The sequence below is a fragment of the Variovorax sp. FW305-3-2-15-B-LB1 genome, assembly GCF_058787635.1.
Map to the genome: position 1 here is coordinate 106,264 of NZ_JBYSZY010000004.1, position 24,315 is coordinate 130,578.

Sequence of the window (24,315 nt, forward strand, 5' to 3'; positions counted from 1 at the left end):
ATTCCGCAGAGCCCAAGATTATAGCGCGGTTTGCGGACACTCACCACCCCGATGCTGAGACGCTCCAGGGAATCGTGCACGGCTCCCTATAATTCCCGCGTTCCGGCCTCCAGGGCCGCCCTCATCCTCGCAGCGCCCCGCGCCTTCGCTTTGCCAGTTCCCGCCGCCGACACCTCCCCCACCGCCACCGTGCTGGACCTGATTGCCGGCGACATGGTCGAAGTCGACCGTGTGATCGCCCAACGCCTGAACACCGGCGTTCCGCTGGTCAGCCAGGTTTCGCAATACATCATCTCGGCCGGCGGCAAGCGGCTGCGGCCGGCGCTGCTGCTGCTCATGGCAGGCGCGCTCGGCTACACGGGCGAACAGCGCTTCAACCTGGCGGCCGTGGTGGAGTTCATCCACACCGCGACCCTGCTGCACGACGACGTGGTCGACGAATCGACCCTGCGCCGAGGCCGCGCCACCGCCAACGAATCCTTCGGCAACCCCGCCAGCGTGCTGGTGGGCGACTTCCTGTATTCGCGCGCCTTCCAGATGATGTTGGATGCAAACAACATGCGCATCATGCAGATCCTGGCCGAAGCGACCAACGTGATCGCGGAAGGCGAGGTGCTGCAACTGATGAACATGCACGACGCCTCGCTGGACGAAGCGGCGTACCTGCGCGTGATCCGCTCCAAGACCGCCAAGCTCTTCGAGGCAAGCACCCGGCTGGCGGCCGTGCTGGCCGGCACGACGCCCGAAGTCGAAGAGGCCTGCGCCACCTACGGACAAGCGCTGGGCACCGCCTTCCAGGTGATCGACGATGTGCTCGATTACGCAGGCGATGCCCAGGAAACCGGGAAGAACGTCGGCGACGACCTGCGCGAAGGCAAGACCACTTTGCCGCTGATCTTTGCCATGCAACGCGGCACCCCTGAGCAGAGCGCACTGGTGCGCGCCGCCATCGAGGCCGGCGACACCGCACAGCTGGGAAAAATCGTCGAGATCGTTCGCGAAACCGGCGCGCTGGAAGCCTCACGCGCGGCTGCTGCGGCAGAGGCCGAACGCGCAATTCATGCATTGCGCGACCTCCCGTCGAATTTGCACGCTTCAGGTTTGCTACAATTAGCGGCTCAGTTGCTTGAGCGACGTGCCTGAAACACCTCCACAGAGTTGGCATCTAGGACGAGTTCTTTTTCTTGCAACCAATCGGGGTGTAGCTTAGCCTGGTAGAGCGCTACGTTCGGGACGTAGAGGCCGGAGGTTCGAATCCTCTCACCCCGACCAGTTTTTCTCGACTGGTCCAGTTAATGTCAGCCCCTGTTGCTGTGTAACGATTTACAGCACAGGCGTGTTCAGCGATGATCGTGAAGCACTTTTTCACATCTTTTGCATTCGCTGAATGGCCGCTGCCGAAATTCCCGTTAAAGAAACTACGCAGATAGCCCTTCCCGGCCTGGCGCGCGCCCTCGTGTCGGCCGGCAAGCTCGCGGCGAAGACAGCCGAAGACATCTATCAGAAGTCGCTGAGCGGCCGCACCAGCTTCATCGCCGAACTGACCGGCACCGGCGCCGTTTCGGCTGCGGACCTCGCCCACACCCTGTCGAGCGCCTTCGGAGCCCCGCTGCTCGACCTCGATGCCATCGATCACCAGCGCCTGCCCAAGGACCTGCTCGATCCGAAGCTCTGCCATGCGTACCGCATCGTCGTTCTCAGCAAGCGCAACAACCGCCTGATCGTCGCGACGGCCGACCCGTCGGACCAGCAGGCCGCGGAAAAAATCAAGTTCGCGTCGCAGATGGGCGTGGACTGGGTCATCGCCGAGTACGACAAGCTCTCGCGCATGATCGAAGCCGCCGCTGCGAGCGCGGCTGAAACCATCAACAGCATCGTCGGCACCGAGTTCGAGTTCGACGACGTCACGGCCGACACCTCGGGCGATGCCAACGAGCAGGCCATTGCCGAAGTCGAAGACGCACCCGTGGTGCGCTTCCTGCACAAGATGCTGCTCGACGCCGTGAGCATGCGGGCCTCGGACATCCACTTCGAGCCCTACGAACACCACTACCGGGTGCGCTTTCGAGTCGACGGCGAGCTGCGAGAAATCGCCAGCCCACCCACGGTCATCAAGGACAAGCTGGCCTCGCGCATCAAGGTCATTTCGCGGCTCGACATCTCGGAGAAGCGCGTGCCGCAGGACGGCCGCATGAAGCTCAAGATCGGCCCCGATCGCGTGATCGACTTCCGCGTGAGCACGCTGCCCACGCTGTTCGGCGAGAAGATCGTCGTGCGTATCCTGGACCCGAGCAGCGCGCGCATGGGCATCGACGCCCTGGGCTACGACGCCGACGAAAAGGAACGGCTCCTCCACGCCATCGGCCGCCCCTATGGCATGGTGCTGGTGACCGGCCCCACGGGCTCGGGCAAGACCGTGTCGCTATACACCTGCCTGAACCTGCTCAACCAGCCGGGCGTCAACATCGCGACGGCAGAAGACCCGTCGGAAATCAACCTGCCCGGCGTCAACCAGGTCAACGTCAACGAGAAGGCCGGCCTCACCTTCGCGGCGGCGCTGCGCGCCTTCCTGCGACAGGATCCCGACATCATCATGGTCGGCGAAATCCGCGACCTCGAAACCGCAGACATCTCGATCAAGGCCGCGCAGACCGGCCACCTGGTGCTGTCGACGCTGCACACCAACGACGCCCCGACCACGCTCACGCGCATGCGCAACATGGGGATCGCGCCCTTCAACATCGCATCGAGCGTGATCCTGATCACCGCGCAACGCCTCGCGCGCCGGCTGTGCATGCTGTGCCGCGCGCCGATCGACATCCCACGCGAAGCCCTGCTCGAAGCCGGCTTCAACGAGGAAGACATCAACGGCACCTGGAAGCCCTACCGCCCGGTCGGCTGCGCCGCCTGCAGCGGCGGCTACAAAGGCCGGGTCGGCATCTACCAGGTGATGCCGATCTCGGAAGCCATCCAGGAAATCATCCTGCGCGATGGCAGCGCACTGGACATCGCGAACCAATCCGAAGCCGAAGGCGTGCGCTCGCTGCGCCAGTCCGGCCTTCGAAAAGTCATGCAGGGCCTCACTTCGCTCGAAGAAGTCGTCGCCTGCACCAACCTATAACGAACACACTGAACCGGAGATCGAATGGCAACAGTGGCATCCTCCCGCTCCCAGGTCACGCACAAGGAATTCGTCTTCGAATGGGAAGGCAAAGACCGCAACGGCAAGCTGGTGCGCGGCGAACTTCGCGCTGCCGGGGAGAACCAGGTGCAGGCGGCCTTGCGTCGCCAGGGCGTACTGGCCTCCAAGATCAAGAAGCGCCGCATGCGCTCGGGCAAGGCGATCAAGCCCAAGGACATCGCGATCTTCACACGCCAGCTCGCGACCATGATGAAGGCGGGCGTGCCGCTGCTGCAGTCCTTCGACATCGTGGGCCGCGGCAACGCGAACGCGAGTGTCGCCAAGCTGCTGAACGACATCCGCAGCGATGTCGAGACCGGCACCTCGCTGTCGGCCGCTTTCCGCAAGTTCCCGAAGTACTTCGACAACCTCTACTGCAACCTGGTGGAGGCCGGCGAGGCGGCCGGTATCCTGGAAGAGTTGCTGGACCGTCTCGCAACCTACATGGAGAAGACCGAGGCGATCAAGTCGAAGATCAAGTCGGCATTGATGTACCCGACCTCGGTGGTCGTCGTGGCCTTCATCGTGGTGGCGATCATCATGATCTTCGTGATCCCCGCGTTCAAGGAGGTGTTCACCTCCTTCGGTGCCGACCTGCCCGCGCCGACGCTGATCGTGATGGGAATCAGCGAGTTCTTCGTTTCCTACTGGTGGTTGATCTTCGGCGTGCTAGGCGGTGGCATTTATTTCTTCCTACAAGCTTGGAAGCGCAATGAGCGTGTCCAGAAGGTCATGGACCGCCTGTTGCTGCGCCTCCCCATCTTCGGCACGTTGATCGAAAAATCCTGCATAGCCCGCTGGACCCGCACGCTCGCCACCATGTTCGCGGCCGGCGTGCCGCTGGTGGAGGCGCTCGACTCGGTGGGCGGCGCATCGGGCAACTCGGTCTACGGCGATGCCACCGCCAAGATCCAGCAGGAGGTCTCGACCGGCACCAGCCTCACGACGGCCATGACCAACGTCAACCTGTTCCCGTCGATGGTGATCCAGATGACTGCCATCGGCGAGGAGTCGGGCTCGATCGACCACATGCTCGGCAAGGCCGCCGACTTCTACGAGTCCGAAGTCGACGACATGGTCGCCGGCCTCTCCAGCCTGATGGAGCCCATCATCATCGTGTTCCTGGGCGTCATCATCGGCGGCATCGTGGTGTCGATGTACCTGCCCATCTTCAAGCTCGGCCAGGTCGTCTGATGCTGGTGTCGCAAGGGTTCGACACCGCATTGGCCGGTGTGCTGGGGCTATTGATCGGCAGCTTCCTCAACGTGGTGATCTACCGCACCCCGGTCATGATGTACCGGGGCTGGCTGGGCGATGCGGTCGCCAACCTCATGTCGTCGAAGGACATGCCTTCGCTCTGGTCACTGGTCTTCGGTCCGAAGGCCGTGCCGCCCGCAGGGCTCGAGGCGGCCGCCGACAAGGCCGCCGAAGCGCTCGAGAAGCTCCCGCCTTTCGATCTCACGCGCCCCGCCTCGCGCTGCGGCACGTGCGGCCACAAGATCCGCTGGTACCAGAACATCCCCGTGCTCAGCTACCTCGTGCTGCGTGGCCGGTGCGCCAACTGCAAGACCTCGATCAGTCCCCGCTACCCGCTCGTCGAATTGATCACGGGCGCGCTGTTCGCCCTGTGCGCACACCGCTTCGGCATCACTCCTACGGGCGCGCTCTGGGCGGCCTTCGGCGCCCTGCTGATCTGCCAGTTCCTGATCGACTTCGACACCCAGTTCCTGCCCGACGCCCTGAACTACCCGCTGCTCTGGCTCGGCCTGGTCGGTGCCGCCATGGGCTGGACCGGCATCAGCCTGAACGCTGCGGTCTGGGGTGCCGTGTTCGGCTACCTGAGCCTGTGGCTTGTGTACCATGCCTACCGCCTGGCCACAGGCAAGGAAGGCATGGGACATGGGGACTTCAAACTGCTCGCTGCTCTGGGCGCCTGGCTCGGCGCCGACTACCTCATTGCGATCATCCTCGTCTCGTCGGTGGTGGGCGCCGTGATCGGCCTCACGCTGCGCTTCGCCGGCAAGCTGGCCCACAAGGACATTCCCATCGCCTTCGGCCCCTTCCTGGCCGGCGCCGGCCTGATCTGCCTCGTGGCCGGTCCCGCCGTCGTCAAGCAGTGGATTCCCTTCGCCTTCCCTTTCGGGGCCCTGGCCCTTTGAGAACGACAGCGGCATGGCGGTGAAGCGCATCGGCCTGACCGGCGGCATCGGCAGCGGCAAGAGCACGGTCGCATCGCTGCTGGAGGCCGAAGGTGCGGTGCTGGTCGACACCGACGCCATCGCGCGCCGCATCGCGCAGGCCGGCGGCATCGCGATGCCCGCCATCGAGGCCGCATTCGGCGCCTCGGTCATCGCGCCCGACGGCGGCCTCGACCGGGCCGCCATGCGCCAGCTGGTGTTCGCCGACGCGGGCGCCAAGGCCCGCCTCGAAGCGATCCTGCATCCGCTGATCGGCACCGAGACGCAACGCCAGGCCGCCGCAGCGGGCGACGATGCGGTCGTCGTGTTCGACGTCCCGCTGCTGGTCGAATCCGGCCGCTGGCGCGCCCTCGTGGACCGCGTGCTGGTGGTCGATGCCCGCGAAGACACGCAGCTGCAGCGTGTGATGGCCCGCTCGGGATGGACGCCCGAGGCCGTGCGCGCCGTGATCGCCCAACAGGCGCCGCGCAAGGCGCGCCGGGCCGCCGCCGACGCCGTGATTTACAACGAGTCGTTGACGCTCGCGGAACTGGGCACCGAGGTGCGGGGTCTCTGGAAGCTGTGGGCTGCGGCCACCACGCGATAATCCGAGACCAGCCGCCCCGGCGGCTCTATAACGATTACGACAAAAAGGCGCTCGCCCCTGCAGTGCCCTCCCCGAGATGCTTTTCAACTCGTATCCCTTCATTTTTGTCTATTTCCCGCTGGTCCTGATCGGGTTCTTCCTGATCGGCAAGCGCAACGCCCGCGCCGCCGCCGGCTTCCTCGGACTGGCCTCGCTGTTCTTCTACGGTTGGTGGAGCGTGCAGGCCCTGCCGCTGCTGCTGGGTTCCATCTGCGTCAACTACTGGTTCGGCCTGCAGCTGACGCCCGCGCCGGGGCGCAACGACCGCAAGCGCAAGACGCTGTTGATCGCCGCGCTGGTGATCAACCTGGGCGTGCTGGCCGTCTTCAAGTACGCCAACTTCTTCCTGGAAAACGTCGATGCGGGGCTGGTCGCCGCGGGTCTCACGCCGATCGATCTGGTGCACATCGTGCTGCCGATCGGCATCTCGTTCTACACCTTCACGCAGATCGCCTTCCTGGTCGACTGCTGGCAGGGCAAGGTGCACGAGCGCAGCTTCATCCACTACGTGCTGTTCGTCACCTACTTCCCGCACCTGATCGCGGGCCCGGTGCTGCACCACGCGCAGATGATGCCGCAGTTCGCGAGCCCCGCGACCTACCGGATGGACCCGAACAAGGTCGCCATCGGCCTGACGATCTTCGTCTTCGGCCTCGCCAAGAAACTGCTGATCGCCGACCCCATGGGGCAGTACGCCGACCTGATGTTCAACGGCGTTCACAAGGGCATCGAGCCCACGCTGTACACCGCGTGGTTCGGTGCACTGGCCTACACGCTGCAGATCTATTTCGACTTCTCGGGCTACTCGGACATGGCCGTCGGCCTCTCGATGTGCCTGGGCGTGCAGCTGCCGCTGAACTTCCGCTCGCCCTACAAGTCGACCAACATCATCGAGTTCTGGCGTCGCTGGCACATCTCGCTGTCCACCTTCCTGCGCGATTACCTCTACGTGCCGCTGGGCGGCAACCGCAAGGGCCCGGCGCGGCGCTACCTGAACCTGTTCCTCACGATGCTGCTGGGCGGCCTGTGGCACGGCGCGGCCTGGACCTTCGTGGTCTGGGGCGCGATGCACGGCGCGTTCCTGATGGTCAATCACCTCTGGAACGCCAAGGTCCGTCGCAACGCCACCCCGGGGCGCATCGCGCGCGTGCTGGGCTGGCTGCTGACCTTCCTGTGTGTGGTGGTGGCCTGGATCGTCTTCCGCGCCGACGGCATGAACACGGCCATGTCCATCTACAAGGGCATGCTGGGCCTGCACGGCGCGCCGGTCTCGGCGTTCAGCGAGTTCGGCAAGGTGCCGTTCCGCAAGCCGGAGTTCTTCCAGCTCATGCTGGTGGCGATCGTCATCTGCCTGACGCTGCCGCCGACCATCACCCTGGAGCGCTGGATTCCCCATCCGAAGTCGATGGCAGGCCGCCCGGTGATGGCCCGCCTGTCGACCGTGGTGCTCGCCATCGGTACCTTCGCACTGTTCGCGTGGTGCGTTTCGAAGCTGGGCGGCTACAGCCCCTTCCTCTATTTCCAATTCTGATTCGACATGACGACGACCACGACGCCCGCGAAAGTCTGGCTGCGGTTCTTCCTCTTCGGCTACTTCGTCCTGATGGCCCTGTGGATCATTTCGCTCACCAGCCCGGTGCCCTACGGCGACCTCACGCGCATCGGACGCCTGTCCGAACGCGAGTTCGGCTGGCGCGATCCGCCGCCCAAGGTCGACCCGGTCTACCTGGCCAGCACGCCCATCGAACAGGCGGACGTGATGGTCGTGGGCGACAGCTTCTCCATGACGCACCGCTGGCAGTCCGTGCTCGCCAAGGCCGGCTACCGGGTCTCGACCTCGTACTGGGGCCAGTACGGCGAATCGCTGTGCGGCGACTTCAGCCAGTGGGTCCACGACTCCGGCTTCAAGGGCAAGCTGGTGATCATCGAAAGCGTGGAGCGCCTGCTGGACATGCGCATGCGCTACAGCGAGCGCTGCAAGGACGGCAAGACCATCTTCCCCTACAGCGCCAAGGCCGAGCCCCTCATCGAGCCCGACGAGACCGTGCCGGCCTTCGCGCCCAACTGGGAAGTGCAGTACATGACCGGCGTCGTGACCTACTACCACACGTGGAAGGCCAAGAACTCGCCGGTAGACACCTATTTCGATCGTGACACCTGGGTAAGGAAAGTCCCCGACGGTTGCAAATTCTTCTCGCATCGCCAGTGCGACCGGATGCCCTTCTTCCAGGAAGACGAGGACAATGGCCCGTTGACCTCCGACACGCTGGCGCGAATGAAGAACTTCACCGCTGCGCACAGCACCATCCCGCTCCTGTGGATGGTGGTGCCCAACAAGACCACGGTCTACCTCAAGCCCGATTTCTCGAAGGACTTCGAAAGCGGCTTCCGCGACGCGAAGCTGGGCCCCGACCTTTACGCCTTCACCCGCGAAAAGCACACGCAGATCCGCGACTTCTACTTCTCGAACGACACGCACATGTCCATGCACGGACAGCTCGCCCTCGGCGAGCGCATGCTGGCCGCGGTGCGTGAAGTGATGCCCACACCCCCTTCCAAATCGCCCTGAAGTTATGATTCCGCGACAGGAAACCGACAAATACGCGTGATCCTCTACGAGTACCCCTTCAACGAGCGCATCCGCACGTACCTAAGGCTGGAGCATCTGTTCCGTCGCCTCGGGGAACTGGTGCCCTCGGAATCGCCGCTTTCGCACCACTACGCCTTGGTCACGATCTTCGAGATCATGGACGTGGCGGCGCGCGCCGACCTCAAGGCCGACGTGCTGCGCGACCTCGACAAGCACAAGAACGTCTTCAACAGCTACCGGGGCAATCCGGCCATCGCCGAGACGGTGCTGAACCAGGTGGTCGACCAGCTCGAACGCAACTTCAGTGCACTCAACGGCGTGGCCGGCAAGGCGGGACAGGCACTCACCGAGAACGAGTGGCTCATGAGCATCCGCAGCCGCGCCGGCATTCCGGGCGGCACCTGCGAGTTCGACCTGCCCGCCTACTACGCGTGGCAGCACCGCACGCCGGCCAGCCGCCGCGCCGACCTGGAGCGCTGGTCGAACACGCTGTCGCCGCTGGCCTCGTCGATCTACCTGCTGCTCAAGCTGCTGCGCGACGCCGACGTGCCCTACAAGGTGATCGCCACCCACGGGCAGTTCCAGCAGAACCTGCCGCAGGGACGCAGCTTCCAGCTGCTGCGGCTGCGCATCGATCCCAAGCTGGGCCTGGTCCCGGAAATCAGCGGCAACCGCCTCATGGTCTCGGTGCGGCTCATGCGGCACGAAGCCGACGACCGCCTGCACCCGAGCACGGAAGACACCCCTTTCGAACTGACCCTCTGCGCGTGAGGCCCGGTGTGAGCAAGAAGAAAGAAGACGAACGCATCGTCCGCTGCCCGACCTGCGGCGGCGACAGCATTTACGCGGAGCGCAACCCGTTCCGGCCGTTCTGCAGCGCACGCTGCAAGGGCATCGACTTCGGCGCCTGGGCGACCGAGGAATTCAGGATGCCGGCGGAGACACCGCCCGACGAAGAGCCCTTCGGCGATCCCAAGCTGCAGCAATAGATTGCATGCACGCCGCCGCAGCCCAGAGCTGTGGGGCCGTCAGTTGGCTGCCGCGGGCTGCACGCCCTCTTCCAGGAACACCTTGTCCAGGTAGGTCGCGAACTGCCGCGTGAACGCGGGCCGCAGATGGCCGTGGTCCTTGTAGGCCGGCGCACCGTCAGGCATCGTCCGCGGGCACTGGCCGTCCTTGCACAGGGCGCCCAGCACGTCGATCGCCTCCGCGCCGCTGGCGGCCGCGATCTGCAGAAGCCGCTGGTTGAGCTTCACCTGGTCGGCGAGCACGGGCGCGGTGGGCGAATTGCCCACCACCGAGAGCGTGCGCAGGCGGCTGCCTTCGATCATGCGGCGAGGTTCGAAGTCGTCGCCCAGCGCGTTGTCCAGCAGCAGATAGACCTTTTTCTTCTGCTTGACCAGCTCGGTCACCCACGCCTGCAGCGCCACCAGCGAGGGCTCGATGCCGGCGCGGTCGCCGCGGGTCAGGGAGAGCGACGCGCCGTTCGCGCGCAGCACGTAGTCCAGCGGGAAATCGCCTGTGAAGTAGCAGTTCCAGCAGCTGCCGATCAGCACCGTGTCGATCTGCGGGTCGCGCGCCATCGCCATCCACTGGTCGCGGGCCGGGCCGCAGCCGGGGTTCTGCTCGGCGAAGACGTTCGGAATGGCCGGGCACGCGCCGTAGGTGAAGAAGTAGGTGGTAGCCATGCGCTCGGGCGCAAGGCGTGCCAGCTCCGCGGCGCGGGGGCCGTATTCGATGACGTGGCTGTCGCCGATCAGCAGCACCTTGCGGGCGCCGTTGCCGATGCGATTCACCGCGTAGGGGCCGAAGTTTTCGGAGGAAAAGCCGGCGTAGTAGTCGCCGTCCACCGTCGCATCGGTCACCTTCTGCAGCAGCTCGCTGTTATGGCGGGCGGGCAAACCGTTGAGCACCGCCACGCCGGCCACGGCCACGAACGCACCGGTGCCCACGAGCGTGCGCAGCATGCCTGCGCCGAGGCGGGCCCGCGTGAAGCGCTCGATGAAGCGGTAGGTCAACCAGGCCAGCAGCACGCTCGCAACCACCATCGTCACGCGCGTGCCCACCGACGGCTCCGCGCCCTTGACGATCCGCGCATACACCAGCAGCGGCCAGTGCCACAGGTACAGCGGATAGCTGATCAGGCCGATCCACACCATCGCGCGGTTCGACAGGAAGTACTTGTTCAGCACGCCCGTCGGGCCGGCCGCGATGCAGCTCACCGCGCCCAGCGTCGGCAGCAGCGCCCACCAGCCGGGGAAGGCCTTGTCGCTGCGGATCATCACGAGGCCCAGCACGATCAGGCCCACGCCCAGCACCGACTGCACATGGCTGCGCCAGACGCTCGGCGCCGACGGCTTCATCCGCATGCAGGCCAGGATGCCGCCCACCATGAGTTCCCAGAAGCGCGAAGCTGGCGAATAGAAGGCCGCCGTGCGGAACGGGTGGATCGTCGTCACGTTGATGAGGAACGACACCACCGCCAGCACCCACAGCACGCGCACGATCGGCCAGCGCCGGCGCCAGGCCAGCCCGAGCAGCAGCGGCCAGAAAATGTAGAACTGTTCCTCGATGCCCAGCGACCACAGGTGCAGCAGCGGCTTGGTCTCGGCGGCCGTGTCGAAGTAGCCGGCCTCGCTCCAGAAGACGAAGTTGGCCACGAAGCCCACGCCGCCCAGCGCCTGCTTGCCCAGCTCGACGAATTCCTTGTTGAGCAGCACGTACCAGCCGAAGGCCAGCACGCCCGCCAGCATCAGCATCAGTGCCGGGAAGATCCGGCGGATGCGCCGTGCATAGAAGTCGCGGTAGCTGAAATCGCCGGCCGCGTGGCTCTGCATGATGATCGTCGTGATCAGGAAGCCCGAGATCACGAAGAAGATGTCGACGCCGATGAAGCCGCCAGGCAGCAGCTTCGGGAACGCATGGAAGATGACGACCGAGGCCACGGCCACGGCGCGCAGGCCGTCGATGTCGGCACGGTACTTGGGATGCATATCTCTTACTTCTGGACCACGGTCGTGCCGTGCGTCGTCAGGCGACGCTCGACACCGCCTCGGCGGCCGACGCGGGCAGGCCGCGTTCCTCGACCAGCCACTGCAGCACCGGCAGCGCGCCCGGCAGCACCGGCGCCACGTCGAGCGGCAGTTGCTGCCAGGCCATGGCCTGGCTTTCGCGCATTTCGAACTCGCCGGTCCAGTCCGTCACCTTGCACCAGTGCAGGCGCACCAGCGCATGCGGGTAGTCGTGCTCCGTGACCTTCCAGACCTCGGCGCCGCCGATGGTGATGCCCAGCTCTTCCTGCAGCTCGCGGCGCAGGGCTTCCTCGACCGTTTCGCCGACCTCGATCTTGCCGCCCGGGAACTCCCAGTAGCCCGCATAGGCCTTGCCTTCGGGGCGCGTGGTGAGCAGCAGCGCCTCGTCGGCCAGACGGATCAGCACGCCGACGGCCACTTCGGTGTGCTTGCGCGCCGATGTCACAGCCTCGCTCACGCGCCGGCCCGCCCTGCGTAGTCGCGCGCGAACTGGTAGGCCACGCGGCCGCTGCGCGAGCCGCGCTCCAGCGCCCACACGAGCGCCTCGGGCCGCGCCGCCGCGATGGCCGCGTCGTCGACACCGAACGACGAGAGCCACTGGCCCACGATCGTCAGGTATTCGTTCTGGCTGAAGGGATAGAAGCTCACCCAGAGGCCGAAGCGCTCCGACAGCGAGATCTTCTCTTCGATCACCTCGCCCGGATGCACCTCACCGTCGTCCGTGTGCTTGTACGTGAGGTTGTCCTTCATGTACTCGGGCAGCAGGTGGCGCCGGTTGCTGGTGGCGTAGATCAGCACGTTGGGCGTCGAGGCGGCAATCGATCCGTCGAGGATCGACTTGAGCGCCTTGTAGCCCGGCTCGCCCTCGTCGAAGCTCAGGTCGTCGCTGAAGACGATGAACTTCTCGGGGCGCTGCGACACCACCTCGACGATGTCGGGCAGGTCGGTGAGCTCGGCCTTGTCGACCTCGATCAGGCGCAGGCCCTGCGGCGCGTAGGCCTGCAGACAGGCGCGGATCAGCGACGACTTGCCCGTGCCGCGCGCGCCGGTCAGCAGCACGTTGTTGGCCGGCTTGCCTTCGACGAACTGGCGCGTGTTGCGCTCGATCTTTTCCTTCTGGACGTCGATTTCCCTCAGCGAATCGAGCGCCATCGTGGCCACGTGCTTCACGGGCTCCAGCACACCATGGCCGGAGCTGCGACGGCGGTAGCGCCACGCGATGGAGGCGCTCCAGTCGGTTGGCGCGGCCAGTGGCTGGGGCAGGATCGATTCGATGCGGCCGATGAGCTGTTCGGCGCGTTCGATGAGCTTCTGGAACTGCTCGTTCATGACCGGTAATCGGCGTTGATGGTCACGTACTCGTGGCTGAAGTCGCAGGTCCACACGGTGTCGCTGGCGGTGCCGCGGCCCAGGCCGATGCGCACGGTGATCTCGCTCTGCTTCATCACGCGCTGGCCGTCTTCCTCGCGGTACGACGGGTTGCGCCCGCCCTTCACCGCCACGTGCACGTCGTCCAGGAACAGGTCGATGCCGGTCTGGTCGAGGTCGGCAATGCCGGCATAGCCGACGGCCGCCAGGATGCGGCCCAGGTTCGGGTCGCTAGCGAAGAAAGCGGTCTTGACCAGCGGCGAATGCGCCACGGCATAAGCCACCTGGCGGCACTCGGCCCCGTCCTTGCCGCCGTCGACCTGGATGGTGATGAACTTGGTCGCGCCTTCGCCGTCGCGCACGATGGCTTGCGCCAGCAGGCGGGCCACGTCGCGCATCGCGGCCACGAGCGCCTGGCCATCGGCCGAGTCGAGCGAGGTGATGGTGGCGTGCGCGGCCTTCTGCGTGGCGATGACCACGAACGAGTCGTTGGTCGAGGTGTCGCCGTCGATGGTCACGCGGTTGAACGAAGCGTCGGCCAGCTGCGTGGCCAGCGGCTGGATCAGCGCGGGGTCGATCTTCGCGTCGGTCGCCATGAAGCCGAGCATGGTCGCCATGTTCGGGCGGATCATGCCGGCGCCCTTGCTGATGCCGGTGATGGTGACCGTGGCGCCGCCGATCTTCACCTGGCGGCTGAACGCCTTGGGGATCGTGTCGGTGGTCATGATGCCTTCGGCGGCACGGGCCCAGTTGTTTTCCGACGCGTCGGCCAGCGCGGCCGGCAGGCCGGCTTCGATGCGGTCCACGGGCAGTGGCTCCATGATCACGCCGGTCGAGAACGGCAGGATCTGCTCGGGTGCCAACTCCAGATGGCGCGCCAGCGCGATGCAGGTCGAGCGCGTGCGCATCAGGCCGTCTTCGCCGGTGCCGGCGTTGGCGTTGCCGGTGTTGATCACCATCGCGCGGATGCCGTAGTTGGCCTTCAGGTGGTCACGGCAGACCTGCACCGGGGCGGCGCAGAAGCGGTTCTGCGTGAACACGCCGCCGACCGCCGAGCCTTCGTCGATCAGCACGACGGTCAGGTCCTTGCGGTTGGCCTTGCGCACGCCGGCTTCGGCCACGCCGATGCGGACGCCGGGCACCGCGAACAAGGCGGCGGGATCGGGAGCGGACAGGTTCACGGGCATGGGATTTCTCTCAATGAAAGGTGCGGGACTTCAGCTCAGTTCAGCTTGCCGTGGCACGCCTTGTACTTCTTGCCGCTGCCGCAGGGGCAGGGGTCGTTGCGGCCGACGCGCGCAAAGGCAGCGGCTTCGGCGCTCAGCGCGCCGGTGCCGACGGCCGCCAGGCGGCGCTGGTTCTCTTCGTCGACGCGCACCTCGACCTCGCCGGTCTCGGTGGGCGCGGTGTAGGTGATGTTCGAGACGTTCTCGCCGCGGCTTTCCATCTCTTCGGCCGCCTGCTCGAGCTGTTCACCCGACTGCACGCGCACCGTCATGAGCTGGCGCGTGACTTCGTTCTTGACCGAGTCGAGCAGCTGGCCGAAGAGCTCGAAGGCCTCGCGCTTGTATTCCTGCTTGGGCTGCTTCTGCGCATAGCCGCGCAGGTGGATGCCCTGGCGCAGGTAGTCGAGCGAGGCCAGGTGTTCGCGCCAGTGGGTGTCGATGCTCTGCAGCAGCACCATGCGTTCGAACTGGGTGAAATTCTCCTGACCGATGAGTGCGACCTTGGCGTCGAAGCTCTCGTTGGCGTAGGCCACGATCTTCTCGACCACTTCCTCGTCGGAGATGGCTTCGGAGGCCTCGACCTGCTGCTTGAGCGGCATGTCGATGCCCCACTCGCTGAACAGGCTCTTCTCGAGGCTGTCGAGGTCCCATTGCTCTTCGACCGATTCGCGCGGCACGTACTGGCGAGCGAGGTCGGTGAAGCAGCCTTCGCGCAGCGCGGCGATCTGCGCCGTGAGGTCAGCCGCGTCGAGGATGTCGTTGCGCTGCTGGTAGATCACCTTGCGCTGATCGTTCGACACGTCGTCGTACTCGAGCAGTTGCTTGCGGATGTCGAAGTTGCGCGCCTCGACCTTGCGCTGCGCGCTCTCGATGCTGCGCGTGACGATGCCGGCCTCGATGGCTTCGCCGTCGGGCATCTTCAGGCGGTCCATGATCGCCTTCACGCGGTCGCCCGCGAAGATGCGCATGAGCGGATCGTCCAGGCTCAGGTAGAAGCGCGAGGAACCCGGGTCGCCCTGGCGGCCCGAACGGCCGCGCAGCTGGTTGTCGATGCGGCGCGACTCATGGCGTTCGGTGGCAATGATGCGCAGGCCGCCCAGCGACTTCACGAACTCGTGGTCCTTGGTCCACTCGGCGCGCACGTGGGCGATGTCGGCCTGCTTGGTGGCTTCGTCGCGGCCTTCGTCGGCCTCGATCGCCTCGATCATCTTCTCGATGTTGCCGCCCAGCACGATGTCGGTACCGCGGCCGGCCATGTTGGTCGCGATGGTGATCATCTTCGTGCGGCCGGCCTGCGCGACGATGTCGGCTTCGCGGGCGTGCTGCTTGGCGTTGAGCACCTGGTGCGGCAGGCCTGCCTTCTCGAGCAGGGCGTCGATGATTTCCGAGTTCTCGATGGACGAGGTGCCCACCAGCACCGGCTGGCCGCGCTCGTAGCACTCGCGGATGTCCTGGATGGCTGCTTCGTACTTCTCGCGCGTGGTCTTGTAGACGCGGTCGAGCTGGTCGTCGCGCTTGCTGATGCGGTTGGGCGGAATGATCGTGGTCTCGAGACCGTAGATTTCCTGGAACTCGTAGGCCTCGGTGTCGGCCGTGCCGGTCATGCCGGCCAGCTTGCCGTACAGGCGGAAGTAGTTCTGGAAGGTGATCGAGGCCAGCGTCTGGTTCTCGGCCTGGATCTCGACGCCTTCCTTGGCTTCCACGGCCTGGTGCAGGCCGTCGCTCCAGCGGCGACCGCTCATGAGGCGGCCGGTGAATTCGTCGACGATGACCACTTCGCCCTGCTGCACCACGTAGTGCTGGTCGCGGTGGTACAGGTGGCGGGCACGCAGCGCGGCATTCAGGTGATGCATCAGCGTGATGTTGGCCGGGTCGTACAGCGACGCGCCTTCGGGAATCAGCTTGAGCTCGCCCAGGATGCGCTCGGCGTTCTCGTGGCCATCTTCGGTCAGGAACACCTGGTGGGTTTTCTCGTCGACCGTGAAGTCGCCGGGCACCGTGACGCCCTCGCCCGTGCGCGGATCGGCTTCGCCTTCCTGCTTCTTGAGCAGCGGCACCACCTTGTTGATCGCCAGGTACAGGTCGGTGTGGTCTTCGGCCTGGCCGCTGATGATCAGCGGCGTGCGGGCCTCGTCGATCAGGATGGAGTCCACCTCGTCGACGATCGCGAAGTTCAGGCCGCGCTGCACCCGGTCGCCGGGCTCGTAGACCATGTTGTCGCGCAGGTAGTCGAAGCCGTACTCGTTGTTCGTGCCGTACGTGATGTCGCTGCTGTAGGCGGCCTGCTTCTCTTCGCGTGGCATCTGCGGCAGGTTGATGCCGACCGACAGGCCCAGGAAGTTGTACAGGCGGCCCATCCAGGTCGCGTCGCGGTTGGCCAAGTAGTCGTTCACCGTGACCACGTGCACGCCCTTGCCGGACAGCGCGTTCAGGTACACGGGCAGCGTGGCGGTCAGCGTCTTGCCTTCGCCGGTGCGCATTTCGGAGATCTTGCCGTTGTGCAGCGCCATGCCGCCGAGCAGCTGGACGTCGAAGTGGCGCATCTTCATGACGCGCTTGGAGCCTTCGCGCACGGTGGCGAAGGCTTCGGGCAACAGGTCGTCGAGCGACTCGCCCTTGGCGATGCGGTCCTTGAATTCCTGCGTCTTGGCGCGCAGCGCGTCGTCGCTGAGCTTTTCGAATTCGGGTTCGAGCGCATTGATGCGCGTCACCGTCTTGCGATACTGCTTGAGGAGCCGGTCGTTGCGACTGCCGAAGATCTGGGTCAGGAAGTTGGTTGCCATGGGCGTGGAGAGGGGCGGGCACCTGACACGACAGGCACTGCGACCGGATTCCCTAAGATATGGTGAAAGCAGTTGGGCGCACCTTCTTCGAATGCAAGCTTCGCAAGTCTCGAAGTCGGATGGCCCCGTTCCGGAACAAACGCCGACGCACGCGTCGGCAAACCGGGCATTTTAGCTGTCTTGTTTCTAACCCCTGGATTACCCATGTATCGCCGACTGCCCCCCGCCATTTCACTGCACGATGCTGCGGCAGGCGCCCCCACCCTGGGGAGCCTGATGGCGCGCGCGCGGGACACGGCCGAGCGGCTGAAGGCGATCGAAGGGTTGATTCCACCGGCCATGCGCGCGGCCATCCAGCCGGGGCCGGCCGAGGGCGACGTGTGGTGCCTGCTGGTCAAGGGCAGCGCCGCGGCCGCCAAGCTGCGCCAGCTGTCGCCGATGCTGGTCACGCGGCTGAAGAACCGGGGCTGGGACGTCGCGACGATCCGCATCAAGGTGCACACGGGGCGCTGAGCCCCGGGATGGCACACCGCCTCAGGCGGTCACGGCGCGGTCGGGCCAGCTCGGGTCGCTCGACGCGTCGGAGGTCAGCACCATCACGACATGCGCGTCGGCTGCGATGGTCTCGGCCTCGCGCAGTTGCCGCACGGCCCCCAGGCCCGCCGCTGCTGCCAGTTCGGCACTCACGCCGGCCGCAGTAAGCAGCCGCCGCGCCGCGCGGGCCTCGTCGTCGCCCACCACCACGGCACCGCCGCCGCTGGCCGTGGCGGCCTGCCATTGCAGATACGTGACCGTCGCGCCCGCGCTCGACAGCTGCGCCGTGCGACCAGGGTAGCTGCCGTTGAGCGCCCCGCCGCCGAGCACGCGCGACAGCCGCGGGAAGGGCTCGACCAGCCACATCCGCGGCAGGCGCGCGATGCGCCCCGCCGCCAGCAGCTCGCGAAAACCGGCGTAGATGCCCCAGGCCATGTCGCCGCGCCCGGTCGGCACCACGACGTGATCGGGCAGGCCGCCGTCCTTCAGGCACTCTTCGGCGATGGCCTTGTAGCCCTCCACGCCCAAGGGCGCACTGCCCAGCGCGGGCAGGCGGTAATTGGACAGCGCGAAATACCCCGGGTACTGCGAGCGCTCGCGCACGAAGCCCCAGCGGCCGGTGTTGTCGGCGAACACATAGCGCCGCGCGCCCAGCGCGTCGAGCTGGCGGGCGTAGGTGGCGGGCATCGCCTCGTAGGAGGCCACCTCGCAACCGAGCCCCGCGGCCCACGCGTAGTGCGCCGCCGACACCGCCGTGTTGCCCGACGACGCGAGCACCAGCGTGTGGGCCCCGGCGTCCAGCGCCTGCGCCACGCCCATCGCGGTCAGCCGGTCTTTCGGCGAGCCGGTCGGGTTGCGCGATTCGTCCTTGATGCTCAGGCGCGCGATGTCGAACTGCCGCGCCAGCTCGGGCATGTCGTGCTGCGGCGTGTTGCCCTCGCCGAGCGAGAAGCCCTGCACGTACGGCATCGGCACCACGTCCGGGCCGCCGGGCCGGTAGCTGGCGCGCAGCCCGACGTGGAAGCCGGCCTGCCGGCAGGCCGGGCAGCCGTCGTTGGCGAGCGTGACCGGGTACAGCGCGTCGCAGCGCAGGCACTGCAGCCCCTGCAGGCGCGGATTGCGCTGCGGCGTGAACGAGCGGCCGAGCACCCCGGCCGGCCGGCCCGGCAGGAAGGTCTGCGCGGGGCTCTCCGGCGGCGCGGTGAACTTGAAGTCCAGAACGGGCGATGGGGTCACGGATCGTTGACTCGTTAATAAATGTGACCGAATCTTATTCAAAATCAACAAAATCCACGATACGGGAGTTCATCCCATTGCAGCGGATTTCAGTTTTCCTTCACTTATTTCCAGCTGAATTCGTGGTTCAGCCCGATCACCACGCCGCGCACGCCCTGCGGCCCGGTGCGCGAGGTGCTGATGTCGACGCTGATCAGCGGCGTCAGGCTGAAACGGCCGCCCACGCGCGAGGTCCACAGGCCTCCGGCCCGGTTGCGCTCGGCGATCAGCGACACGGCGTCGTTCAGAGCCCACTCCACGGCCAGGCCGCCGCGCGGCGTGCGCGCGCCAGTGCCCAGCGCCCAGTCGGCGCCCAGGTTGGCGTGAATCTGCAGGCTGGCCGTGGGCCGCCAGGTGAGCGGCACCACCAGCTGGCCGCCCCAGCGACCGCCGCGCCGCAGGTCGGCCACCGCGCCCATCGACACGGCGGCGCTGAAAGGCGCGTCGGCGGCCGCGCCGGCAAAGGTCCACTTGAGCTGCGGTCCGCCCGTGACCGAATGCACGCCCTGCGCCGAGAGCCGGTCGAAGTTCAACCCCAGCTCGACCGGCCCGACCCGGCAGGCCGGCCCGACATGGAAACCCGTCGTGACCGGCTCGGCGCCGCTGCGGCCCCACCAGGTTTCGTACTGGCACTGGCCGGGGTCGAGCGTGCCGGCGTCGTCGACATCGAAGTGGCCGGCGGCCTGCGCGCCGAGGCCCGGCAACGCCGCGACTGCGGCAAGAAGCAGGCGTGCGGTGCGGTTGTTGTTGTTCTTCATCTCGTGCTTCCCTCAGAGAGCCCTGCCTCATTCTAGGAAGCCGGAAAGTCCGCGCCATGACGCGGCAACGCCATCCCCCGCCCTTCAGAGTTCGAACTGCGGCTGCAGCTCGCGGATGCGCTTGATCGCCACGCCCGCCGCGGCGGTGCGCGTCTCCACGCCCAGCTTCACGTACACGCGCTCCAGGTGCTTCTTGGCGGTGGCCGGGCTGCTGCCGAGGATCTCGCCGATGTCCTTGTTGGTCTTGCCCTTGACCACCCAGTACAGCACCTCGGCCTCGCGCGCCGTGAGCTTCAGGCTCAGGCTCATGGCCTCGATCACGGCGGTGTGGGAGACCTCGCGCATGACGATCATCCACTCGTCGCCGGCGTCGTCCTCGCCGGTCTGGCGGTGCAGCCGCAGGCTCAGGCTGCGGGCCCCCTGCGCGATGACCAGGGCCGGCGGCTCGATGCCGCGCGCGCGGGCGTCGGGCGCGTGCTGGCGCAGCCAGCCGAGCACGGCCGGCGGCGTCTCGGGCGCCTGCGTCTCGCAGTAGCGCGCCAGCAGGTCGCGCGCCAGCGCCGTCTGCCAGATCAGCCGCCCCTCGGGCAGGCGCACCGTGATGCTCGCGTAGCCGAAGGCGTCGAGCGCATTGCGTGCCTGCCCCGCCTGGTGCGCCTCCTGCCGCGCGCGGCGGGCGCCCTGCAGGTGCACGTTCATGCGCGCCAGCACCTCCTTGGGCTTGATCGGCTTGGTGACGTAGTCGACCCCGCCCGCCTCGAGCGCGGCCACGAGGTGCTCGGTTTCAGTGAGGCCCGTCATGAACACGATGGGAATGTGCGCGGTGGCCGCGTCGGCCTTGAGCCGGCGCGCCACCTCGAAGCCGTCGATGCCCGGCATCATCGCGTCGAGCAGCACGATGTCGGGCCGTGCCTGCGCGGCGCGCTGCAGCGCCTGCTCGCCGTTGGTGGCGATGAGCACGGTGTAGCCCGATTCGTCGAGCGCGTCGTGCAGCACGGCGAGGTTGTCGGGCACGTCGTCGACGATCAGCACCAGGTCGCCGTGGGCGCCCTGCTGCTCGCGCAGCGTCCGGGCGAGCGGTGAAGCGGGCAGGGTCGGTGGAGACAACAGGGTCATGCGGCGCCCTCGGCGGCTTCGGCCAGCGCGCGGCCCATGGCTTCGAACTGGAACTGGCGGGCCAGCGCGCGCTGGGCTTCGGTCCACGCGGCGCACTCGGGCTGCGCGGCGTCGATGTCGTCGAGCTGGTTCATGATGCCCCGGAAGTAGCCCAGACCCACGGCCTCGTCGAGCGCGCGCAGACGCGCCAGCGACGGCGGCTGCATCGCGCGCGGCGCGGCCGCGGCGGGCGCGGGCCGCGCGGCGGTGTCGGTCCATTGCAGGACGAGCCGGCGCTCCAGCCAGTCGAGCAGTTCGGTGTGGCGCACGGGCTTGACGAAGAAGTCTCCGGGCGCAATGCCCACGTCGTTGTCCAGGCCCTTGTCGAAGGCATTGGCCGAGACGATGGCCACCGACGCCTCGGCCAGCCCCAGCTTGCGCGCGCGGCGGATGGTCTCCCAGCCGTCGATGCCGGGCATCGCGAGGTCGACGAACATGGCGTCGGGCCGGTAGCCGGCGGCGATGAGGTCCAGCGCGTCGTGCCCACTGGCCGCGCTGCGCAGTTCGAAGCCCAGCGGCGCGAGCACATGGCCCAGCAGCTCGCGGTCGGCCTCCTCGTTGTCGACCACCAGCAGGCGCCGGCGCGCGCCCTCGTAGCCGCGCCGCGCGCGCGGTGCCGGCGCAATGCGCGCAGTGCCCGCGACCGCCTCGTGCACGCGCGGCAGGAACAGCCGCACGCAGAACAGCGAGCCCTCGCCCGGCGTGCTGCGCACCTTCATCTCGCCGCCCATCAGGTCGGTCAGCATCTTCGCGATGGTCAGGCCCAGGCCCGCGCCCGGTGCCGACGACACCGCCGCGTGGCCGCGCGCGAAGGGCTCGAAGATGCGCTCGATGTCGGCCGCCGTCATGCCCGGCCCGGTGTCCTCGATCTCGATGGCGGCGAACTCGCGTGCGTAGGCGATGCGCAACACCACCTGCCCCGCCGCCGTGAACTTGATCGCGTTGCCCAGCAGGTTGATGAGGATCTGGCTCACGCGCTTCTCGTCGGCGCGCACCACGTCGGGCAGCGCACCGGCCGCCTCGAAGCGAAAGCGCAGGCCCTTCTCGGCCGCCTGCAACTCGAACATGTCGGCCAGCTCGCGCATCGCGTCGGCAAAGCGCATCGGCCGCGCGTCCAGCGTGAGCTTGCCGGCCTCGATGTGGGCGATGGCCAGCGTGCCTTCGATGAGCGACAGCAGGTGCTCGCCGCCGCGCTTGATGACGGCCACGGCCTGCTGGCGGTGCGGCGGCACCGAGTGGTCCTCGCCCATGAGCTGCGCGTAGCCCAGGATGCTGTTGAGCGGCGTGCGCAGCTCGTGGCTGATGGCGCTGATGTAGCGGCTCTTGGCCTGGTTCGCGAGGTCCGCCGCGCGCCGCGCCTGGTCGGCCGCGAGCTTGGCGTGCTCGGCGATCTCGCGGGCCTCTTCGGCGCTCTGCTTGGCGTCCTGCAGTGCGCGGTCGGTCTCGCGGTGCAGCGCAATCTCGCGCATCAGCAGGTGGGTCTGGCGGTTCGATTCCTCTTGCGCCACCTTGCGGCTCTGGTGCGCCAGCACCAGCCACCACGCGACGATGCCTGCGATGACCAGCAGCGCCATGTAGGCCTTGAGAAAGCCCGAGCGCAGCGAGGCCTGTTGCACGGCGACCAGCGCCCCGGCCACGTCGACCTGCGCCGCCAGCGCGAGCGCGCCCTCGCTCAGGGCCCGCAGCTCCTGCTGGTAGAGCACGCCGAACACCACCGCCAGCAGCGGCACGATGACCAGCATCAGCAGCAGGAAGTGCCCGAGCCCCGTGTCGAGGTAGCGCCAGCTGCGGCGCGGCAGCAGCCAGCGCAGCACGGCGGACCACTGCGCCGACAGGCTCGCGTGCGGCTTGCACAGGTCGCCGCAGCGCGCGTCGAGCGTGCAGCACAGCGAGCAGATCGCGCCCTGGTAGGCCGGGCAGTGCGCCATGTCGGGGCCTTCGTACTCGCGCTCGCAGATCACGCAGTGCTGCACCTTCAGGCGCTGGTAGCTGCCGCCTTCGTCCGGCGACGGCTCGACCCGTGCCCAGCGCACCTTGCGCCCGCCCGCCGCCGGCGCAAACAGCACCGAGCCACCCGCGTCGGACGTGCGCGCCAGGTAGTACCTGCCGCCCGTGGCCCACGCCAGCAGCGGCGACGCGACCAGCGCCGTGCCCAGTGCGATCAGCGCCGAGAACGCCTGCGCCAGCGGCCCGAACACGCCGAGGTGCGCCGTGATCGACAGCACCGACGCCAGCGCCATCGCGCCCACGCCCACCGGGTTGATGTCCCACAGGTGCGCGCGCTTGAACTCGATGCCCGGCGGCGACAGCCCCAGCGGCTTGTTGACGACCAGGTCGGCCACCACGGCCATCATCCAGGCGATGGCGATGTTGGCGAAGAGGCCGAGCACGTCGCCCAGCGCCTCGAACACGTTCATCTCCATCAGCATGAAGGCGATGAGCGCGTTGAACACCACCCACACCACGCGCCCCGGGTGGCTGTGCGCCACGCGCGAGAAGAAATTGCTCCAGGCCAGCGAACCGGCATAGGCGTTCGTCACGTTGATCTTCAGCTGCGAGACCACCACGAACAGCGCCGTCGCCGCCACCGCCCAGCCGTAGTTCGGAAACACGTACTCGTAGGCCGCCAGGTACATCTGGTTCGGGTCGACCGCGCGCTCCACCGGCACCATGTGCGTGATCGCCAGGTAGGCCAGCGCGGCGCCGCCCAGCATCTTGACCACGCCCAGCACCACCCAGCCCGGCCCGCCCGCCAGCACGCCGGCCCACCAGCGGCGCGCCGTGCCCGCGGTGCGCGCCGGCATGAAGCGCAGGTAGTCGGCCTGCTCGCCCATCTGCGTGATGAGCGCGATGCCGACCGTCAGCGCAGCACCGAACAGGTGCAGGTTGAATCCTTGCGCGCCCGGCTTCGCCCCGCCGTAGTGCGTGATGCCCGCGAACGCACCAGGATCGCGCACGAGCACGAAGACAAAAGGCACCACCAGCATCAAGAGCCACAGCGGCTGCGTCCACAGCTGCAGCCGGCTGATCACCGACACCCCGTGCGTGACCAGCGGAATCACCACCAGCGCACACACCAGGTAGCCCCACACCGGCGGAATGCCCAGCGCCAGCTCGAGCGCATAGGCCATCACGGCCGCCTCCAGCGCGAAGAAGATGAAGGTGAAGCTCGCGTAGATCAGCGAGGTGAGCGTGGAGCCGATGTAGCCGAAGCCCGCGCCACGCGTGAGCAAATCCATGTCGACGCCGTAGCGCGCCGCGTACACGCTGATCGGCAGCCCCGCCAGGAAGATGATGAGCCCCGTGACGAGGATCGCCCAGAAGGCGTTGGCGAATCCGTACTGCACCAGCAGCGTGGCGCCGACCGCCTCCAGCACCAGGAACGAGGCCGCCCCGAAGGCCGTGTTGGCCACCCGCCATTCGGACCATTTGCGAAAGCGCTGCGGCGTGTAGCGCAGCGCGTAGTCCTCCAGCGTTTCGCTCGCGACCCAGCTGTTGTAGTCGCGCCGCACCTTGACGATGCGCTGAGGGGCGTCGTCAGTCAGGAGGGGTGCGTCGGCGGGGTTCACACCGTTTCGGTGCAGCTTTCA

The 24,315-nt window shown here is 67.1% G+C and carries 19 protein-coding genes and 1 tRNA gene; 11 read left to right on the forward strand and 9 right to left on the reverse strand.

From position 1 onward, the window contains the following. The first annotated feature begins 150 nt into the window (after positions 1–150). The 10 genes from AC3WQR_RS04190 (at position 151) to AC3WQR_RS04235 (ending at position 9,583) form a co-directional block, all read left to right on the forward strand. Positions 151–1,143, forward strand: a complete 993-nt coding sequence (locus tag AC3WQR_RS04190; protein ID WP_070063612.1) for a polyprenyl synthetase family protein — start codon at positions 151–153, stop codon at positions 1,141–1,143. A 52-nt stretch (positions 1,144–1,195) separates the two neighbouring features. Continuing rightward, positions 1,196–1,272 (forward strand) — tRNA-Pro (locus tag AC3WQR_RS04195). A gap of 115 nt (positions 1,273–1,387) precedes the next feature. Further along, the gene (gene pilB, locus AC3WQR_RS04200) at positions 1,388–3,121 is read left to right on the forward strand and encodes a type IV-A pilus assembly ATPase PilB (RefSeq protein ID WP_159278183.1); all 1,734 of its coding nucleotides are present in this window, start codon (positions 1,388–1,390) and stop codon (positions 3,119–3,121) included. Positions 3,122–3,145: 24 nt separating this feature from the next. Further along, positions 3,146–4,375 carry a type II secretion system F family protein gene (locus tag AC3WQR_RS04205; protein ID WP_492741218.1) on the forward strand — a complete coding sequence of 410 codons (1,230 nt, stop codon included), beginning with the start codon at positions 3,146–3,148 and terminating at the stop codon, positions 4,373–4,375. Beyond that, on the forward strand, positions 4,375–5,340 hold the full coding sequence (locus tag AC3WQR_RS04210; RefSeq protein ID WP_492741219.1) for a prepilin peptidase: 966 nt from the start codon (positions 4,375–4,377) through the stop codon (positions 5,338–5,340). The genes AC3WQR_RS04205 and AC3WQR_RS04210 overlap by 1 nt, the downstream gene beginning before the upstream one ends. A gap of 13 nt (positions 5,341–5,353) precedes the next feature. Beyond that, entirely contained in the window at positions 5,354–5,965 is a 612-nt protein-coding gene (gene coaE / locus AC3WQR_RS04215; protein WP_492741220.1) for a dephospho-CoA kinase, read from the forward strand. A gap of 76 nt (positions 5,966–6,041) precedes the next feature. Then, positions 6,042–7,535, forward strand: a complete 1,494-nt coding sequence (locus AC3WQR_RS04220; protein WP_492741221.1) for an MBOAT family O-acyltransferase — start codon at positions 6,042–6,044, stop codon at positions 7,533–7,535. Positions 7,536–7,541: 6 nt separating this feature from the next. Beyond that, entirely contained in the window at positions 7,542–8,573 is a 1,032-nt protein-coding gene (locus AC3WQR_RS04225) for an alginate O-acetyltransferase AlgX-related protein (RefSeq protein ID WP_062474527.1), read from the forward strand. 36 nt (positions 8,574–8,609) lie between these two features. Continuing rightward, the gene (gene zapD / locus AC3WQR_RS04230; protein ID WP_070063618.1) at positions 8,610–9,365 is read left to right on the forward strand and encodes a cell division protein ZapD; all 756 of its coding nucleotides are present in this window, start codon (positions 8,610–8,612) and stop codon (positions 9,363–9,365) included. An 8-nt stretch (positions 9,366–9,373) separates the two neighbouring features. Then, positions 9,374–9,583 carry a DNA gyrase inhibitor YacG gene (locus AC3WQR_RS04235; RefSeq protein WP_062474531.1) on the forward strand — a complete coding sequence of 70 codons (210 nt, stop codon included), beginning with the start codon at positions 9,374–9,376 and terminating at the stop codon, positions 9,581–9,583. Positions 9,584–9,622: 39 nt separating this feature from the next. Here the strand turns inward: AC3WQR_RS04235 and AC3WQR_RS04240 are convergent, their stop codons facing one another. The 5 genes from AC3WQR_RS04240 to secA are packed head-to-tail and all read right to left on the reverse strand — an operon-like array spanning position 9,623 to position 17,003. Further along, a complete protein-coding gene (locus AC3WQR_RS04240) occupies positions 9,623–11,587 on the reverse strand; it encodes an acyltransferase family protein (protein ID WP_062474533.1) in 1,965 nt (654 codons plus the stop codon). A gap of 37 nt (positions 11,588–11,624) precedes the next feature. Further along, a complete protein-coding gene (locus tag AC3WQR_RS04245; protein ID WP_487847844.1) occupies positions 11,625–12,083 on the reverse strand; it encodes an NUDIX domain-containing protein in 459 nt (152 codons plus the stop codon). Continuing rightward, complete coding sequence (locus AC3WQR_RS04250) at positions 12,080–12,955, reverse strand: ATP-binding protein (protein WP_062474537.1); 876 nt, start codon at positions 12,953–12,955, stop codon at positions 12,080–12,082. The genes AC3WQR_RS04245 and AC3WQR_RS04250 overlap by 4 nt, the downstream gene beginning before the upstream one ends. Further along, positions 12,952–14,181, reverse strand: coding sequence for a bifunctional glutamate N-acetyltransferase/amino-acid acetyltransferase ArgJ (argJ, locus tag AC3WQR_RS04255; protein WP_447741594.1), 1,230 nt, complete (start codon positions 14,179–14,181; stop codon positions 12,952–12,954). The genes AC3WQR_RS04250 and argJ overlap by 4 nt, the downstream gene beginning before the upstream one ends. A 35-nt stretch (positions 14,182–14,216) precedes the next feature. Then, positions 14,217–17,003, reverse strand: a complete 2,787-nt coding sequence (gene secA, locus AC3WQR_RS04260) for a preprotein translocase subunit SecA (protein WP_492734147.1) — start codon at positions 17,001–17,003, stop codon at positions 14,217–14,219. Between the two features lie 204 nt (positions 17,004–17,207). On the opposite strand from secA, the gene AC3WQR_RS04265 reads away from it, so the two are divergent. Then, entirely contained in the window at positions 17,208–17,516 is a 309-nt protein-coding gene (locus AC3WQR_RS04265; protein WP_062474543.1) for a DciA family protein, read from the forward strand. A gap of 21 nt (positions 17,517–17,537) precedes the next feature. Here the strand turns inward: AC3WQR_RS04265 and AC3WQR_RS04270 are convergent, their stop codons facing one another. From AC3WQR_RS04270 to AC3WQR_RS04285, 4 genes are all read right to left on the reverse strand, one after another. After that, positions 17,538–18,773: a pyridoxal-phosphate dependent enzyme gene (locus AC3WQR_RS04270; protein WP_492734146.1), complete on the reverse strand. Its 1,236-nt coding sequence runs from the start codon at positions 18,771–18,773 to the stop codon at positions 17,538–17,540. Between the two features lie 104 nt (positions 18,774–18,877). Further along, entirely contained in the window at positions 18,878–19,570 is a 693-nt protein-coding gene (locus tag AC3WQR_RS04275; RefSeq protein ID WP_492734145.1) for a PA4824 family protein, read from the reverse strand. Positions 19,571–19,654: 84 nt separating this feature from the next. Beyond that, the gene (locus AC3WQR_RS04280; RefSeq protein ID WP_492741222.1) at positions 19,655–20,686 is read right to left on the reverse strand and encodes a response regulator; all 1,032 of its coding nucleotides are present in this window, start codon (positions 20,684–20,686) and stop codon (positions 19,655–19,657) included. Beyond that, positions 20,683–24,309: a hybrid sensor histidine kinase/response regulator gene (locus AC3WQR_RS04285; RefSeq protein ID WP_492741264.1), complete on the reverse strand. Its 3,627-nt coding sequence runs from the start codon at positions 24,307–24,309 to the stop codon at positions 20,683–20,685. The genes AC3WQR_RS04280 and AC3WQR_RS04285 overlap by 4 nt, the downstream gene beginning before the upstream one ends. Positions 24,310–24,315: the final 6 nt, after the last annotated feature.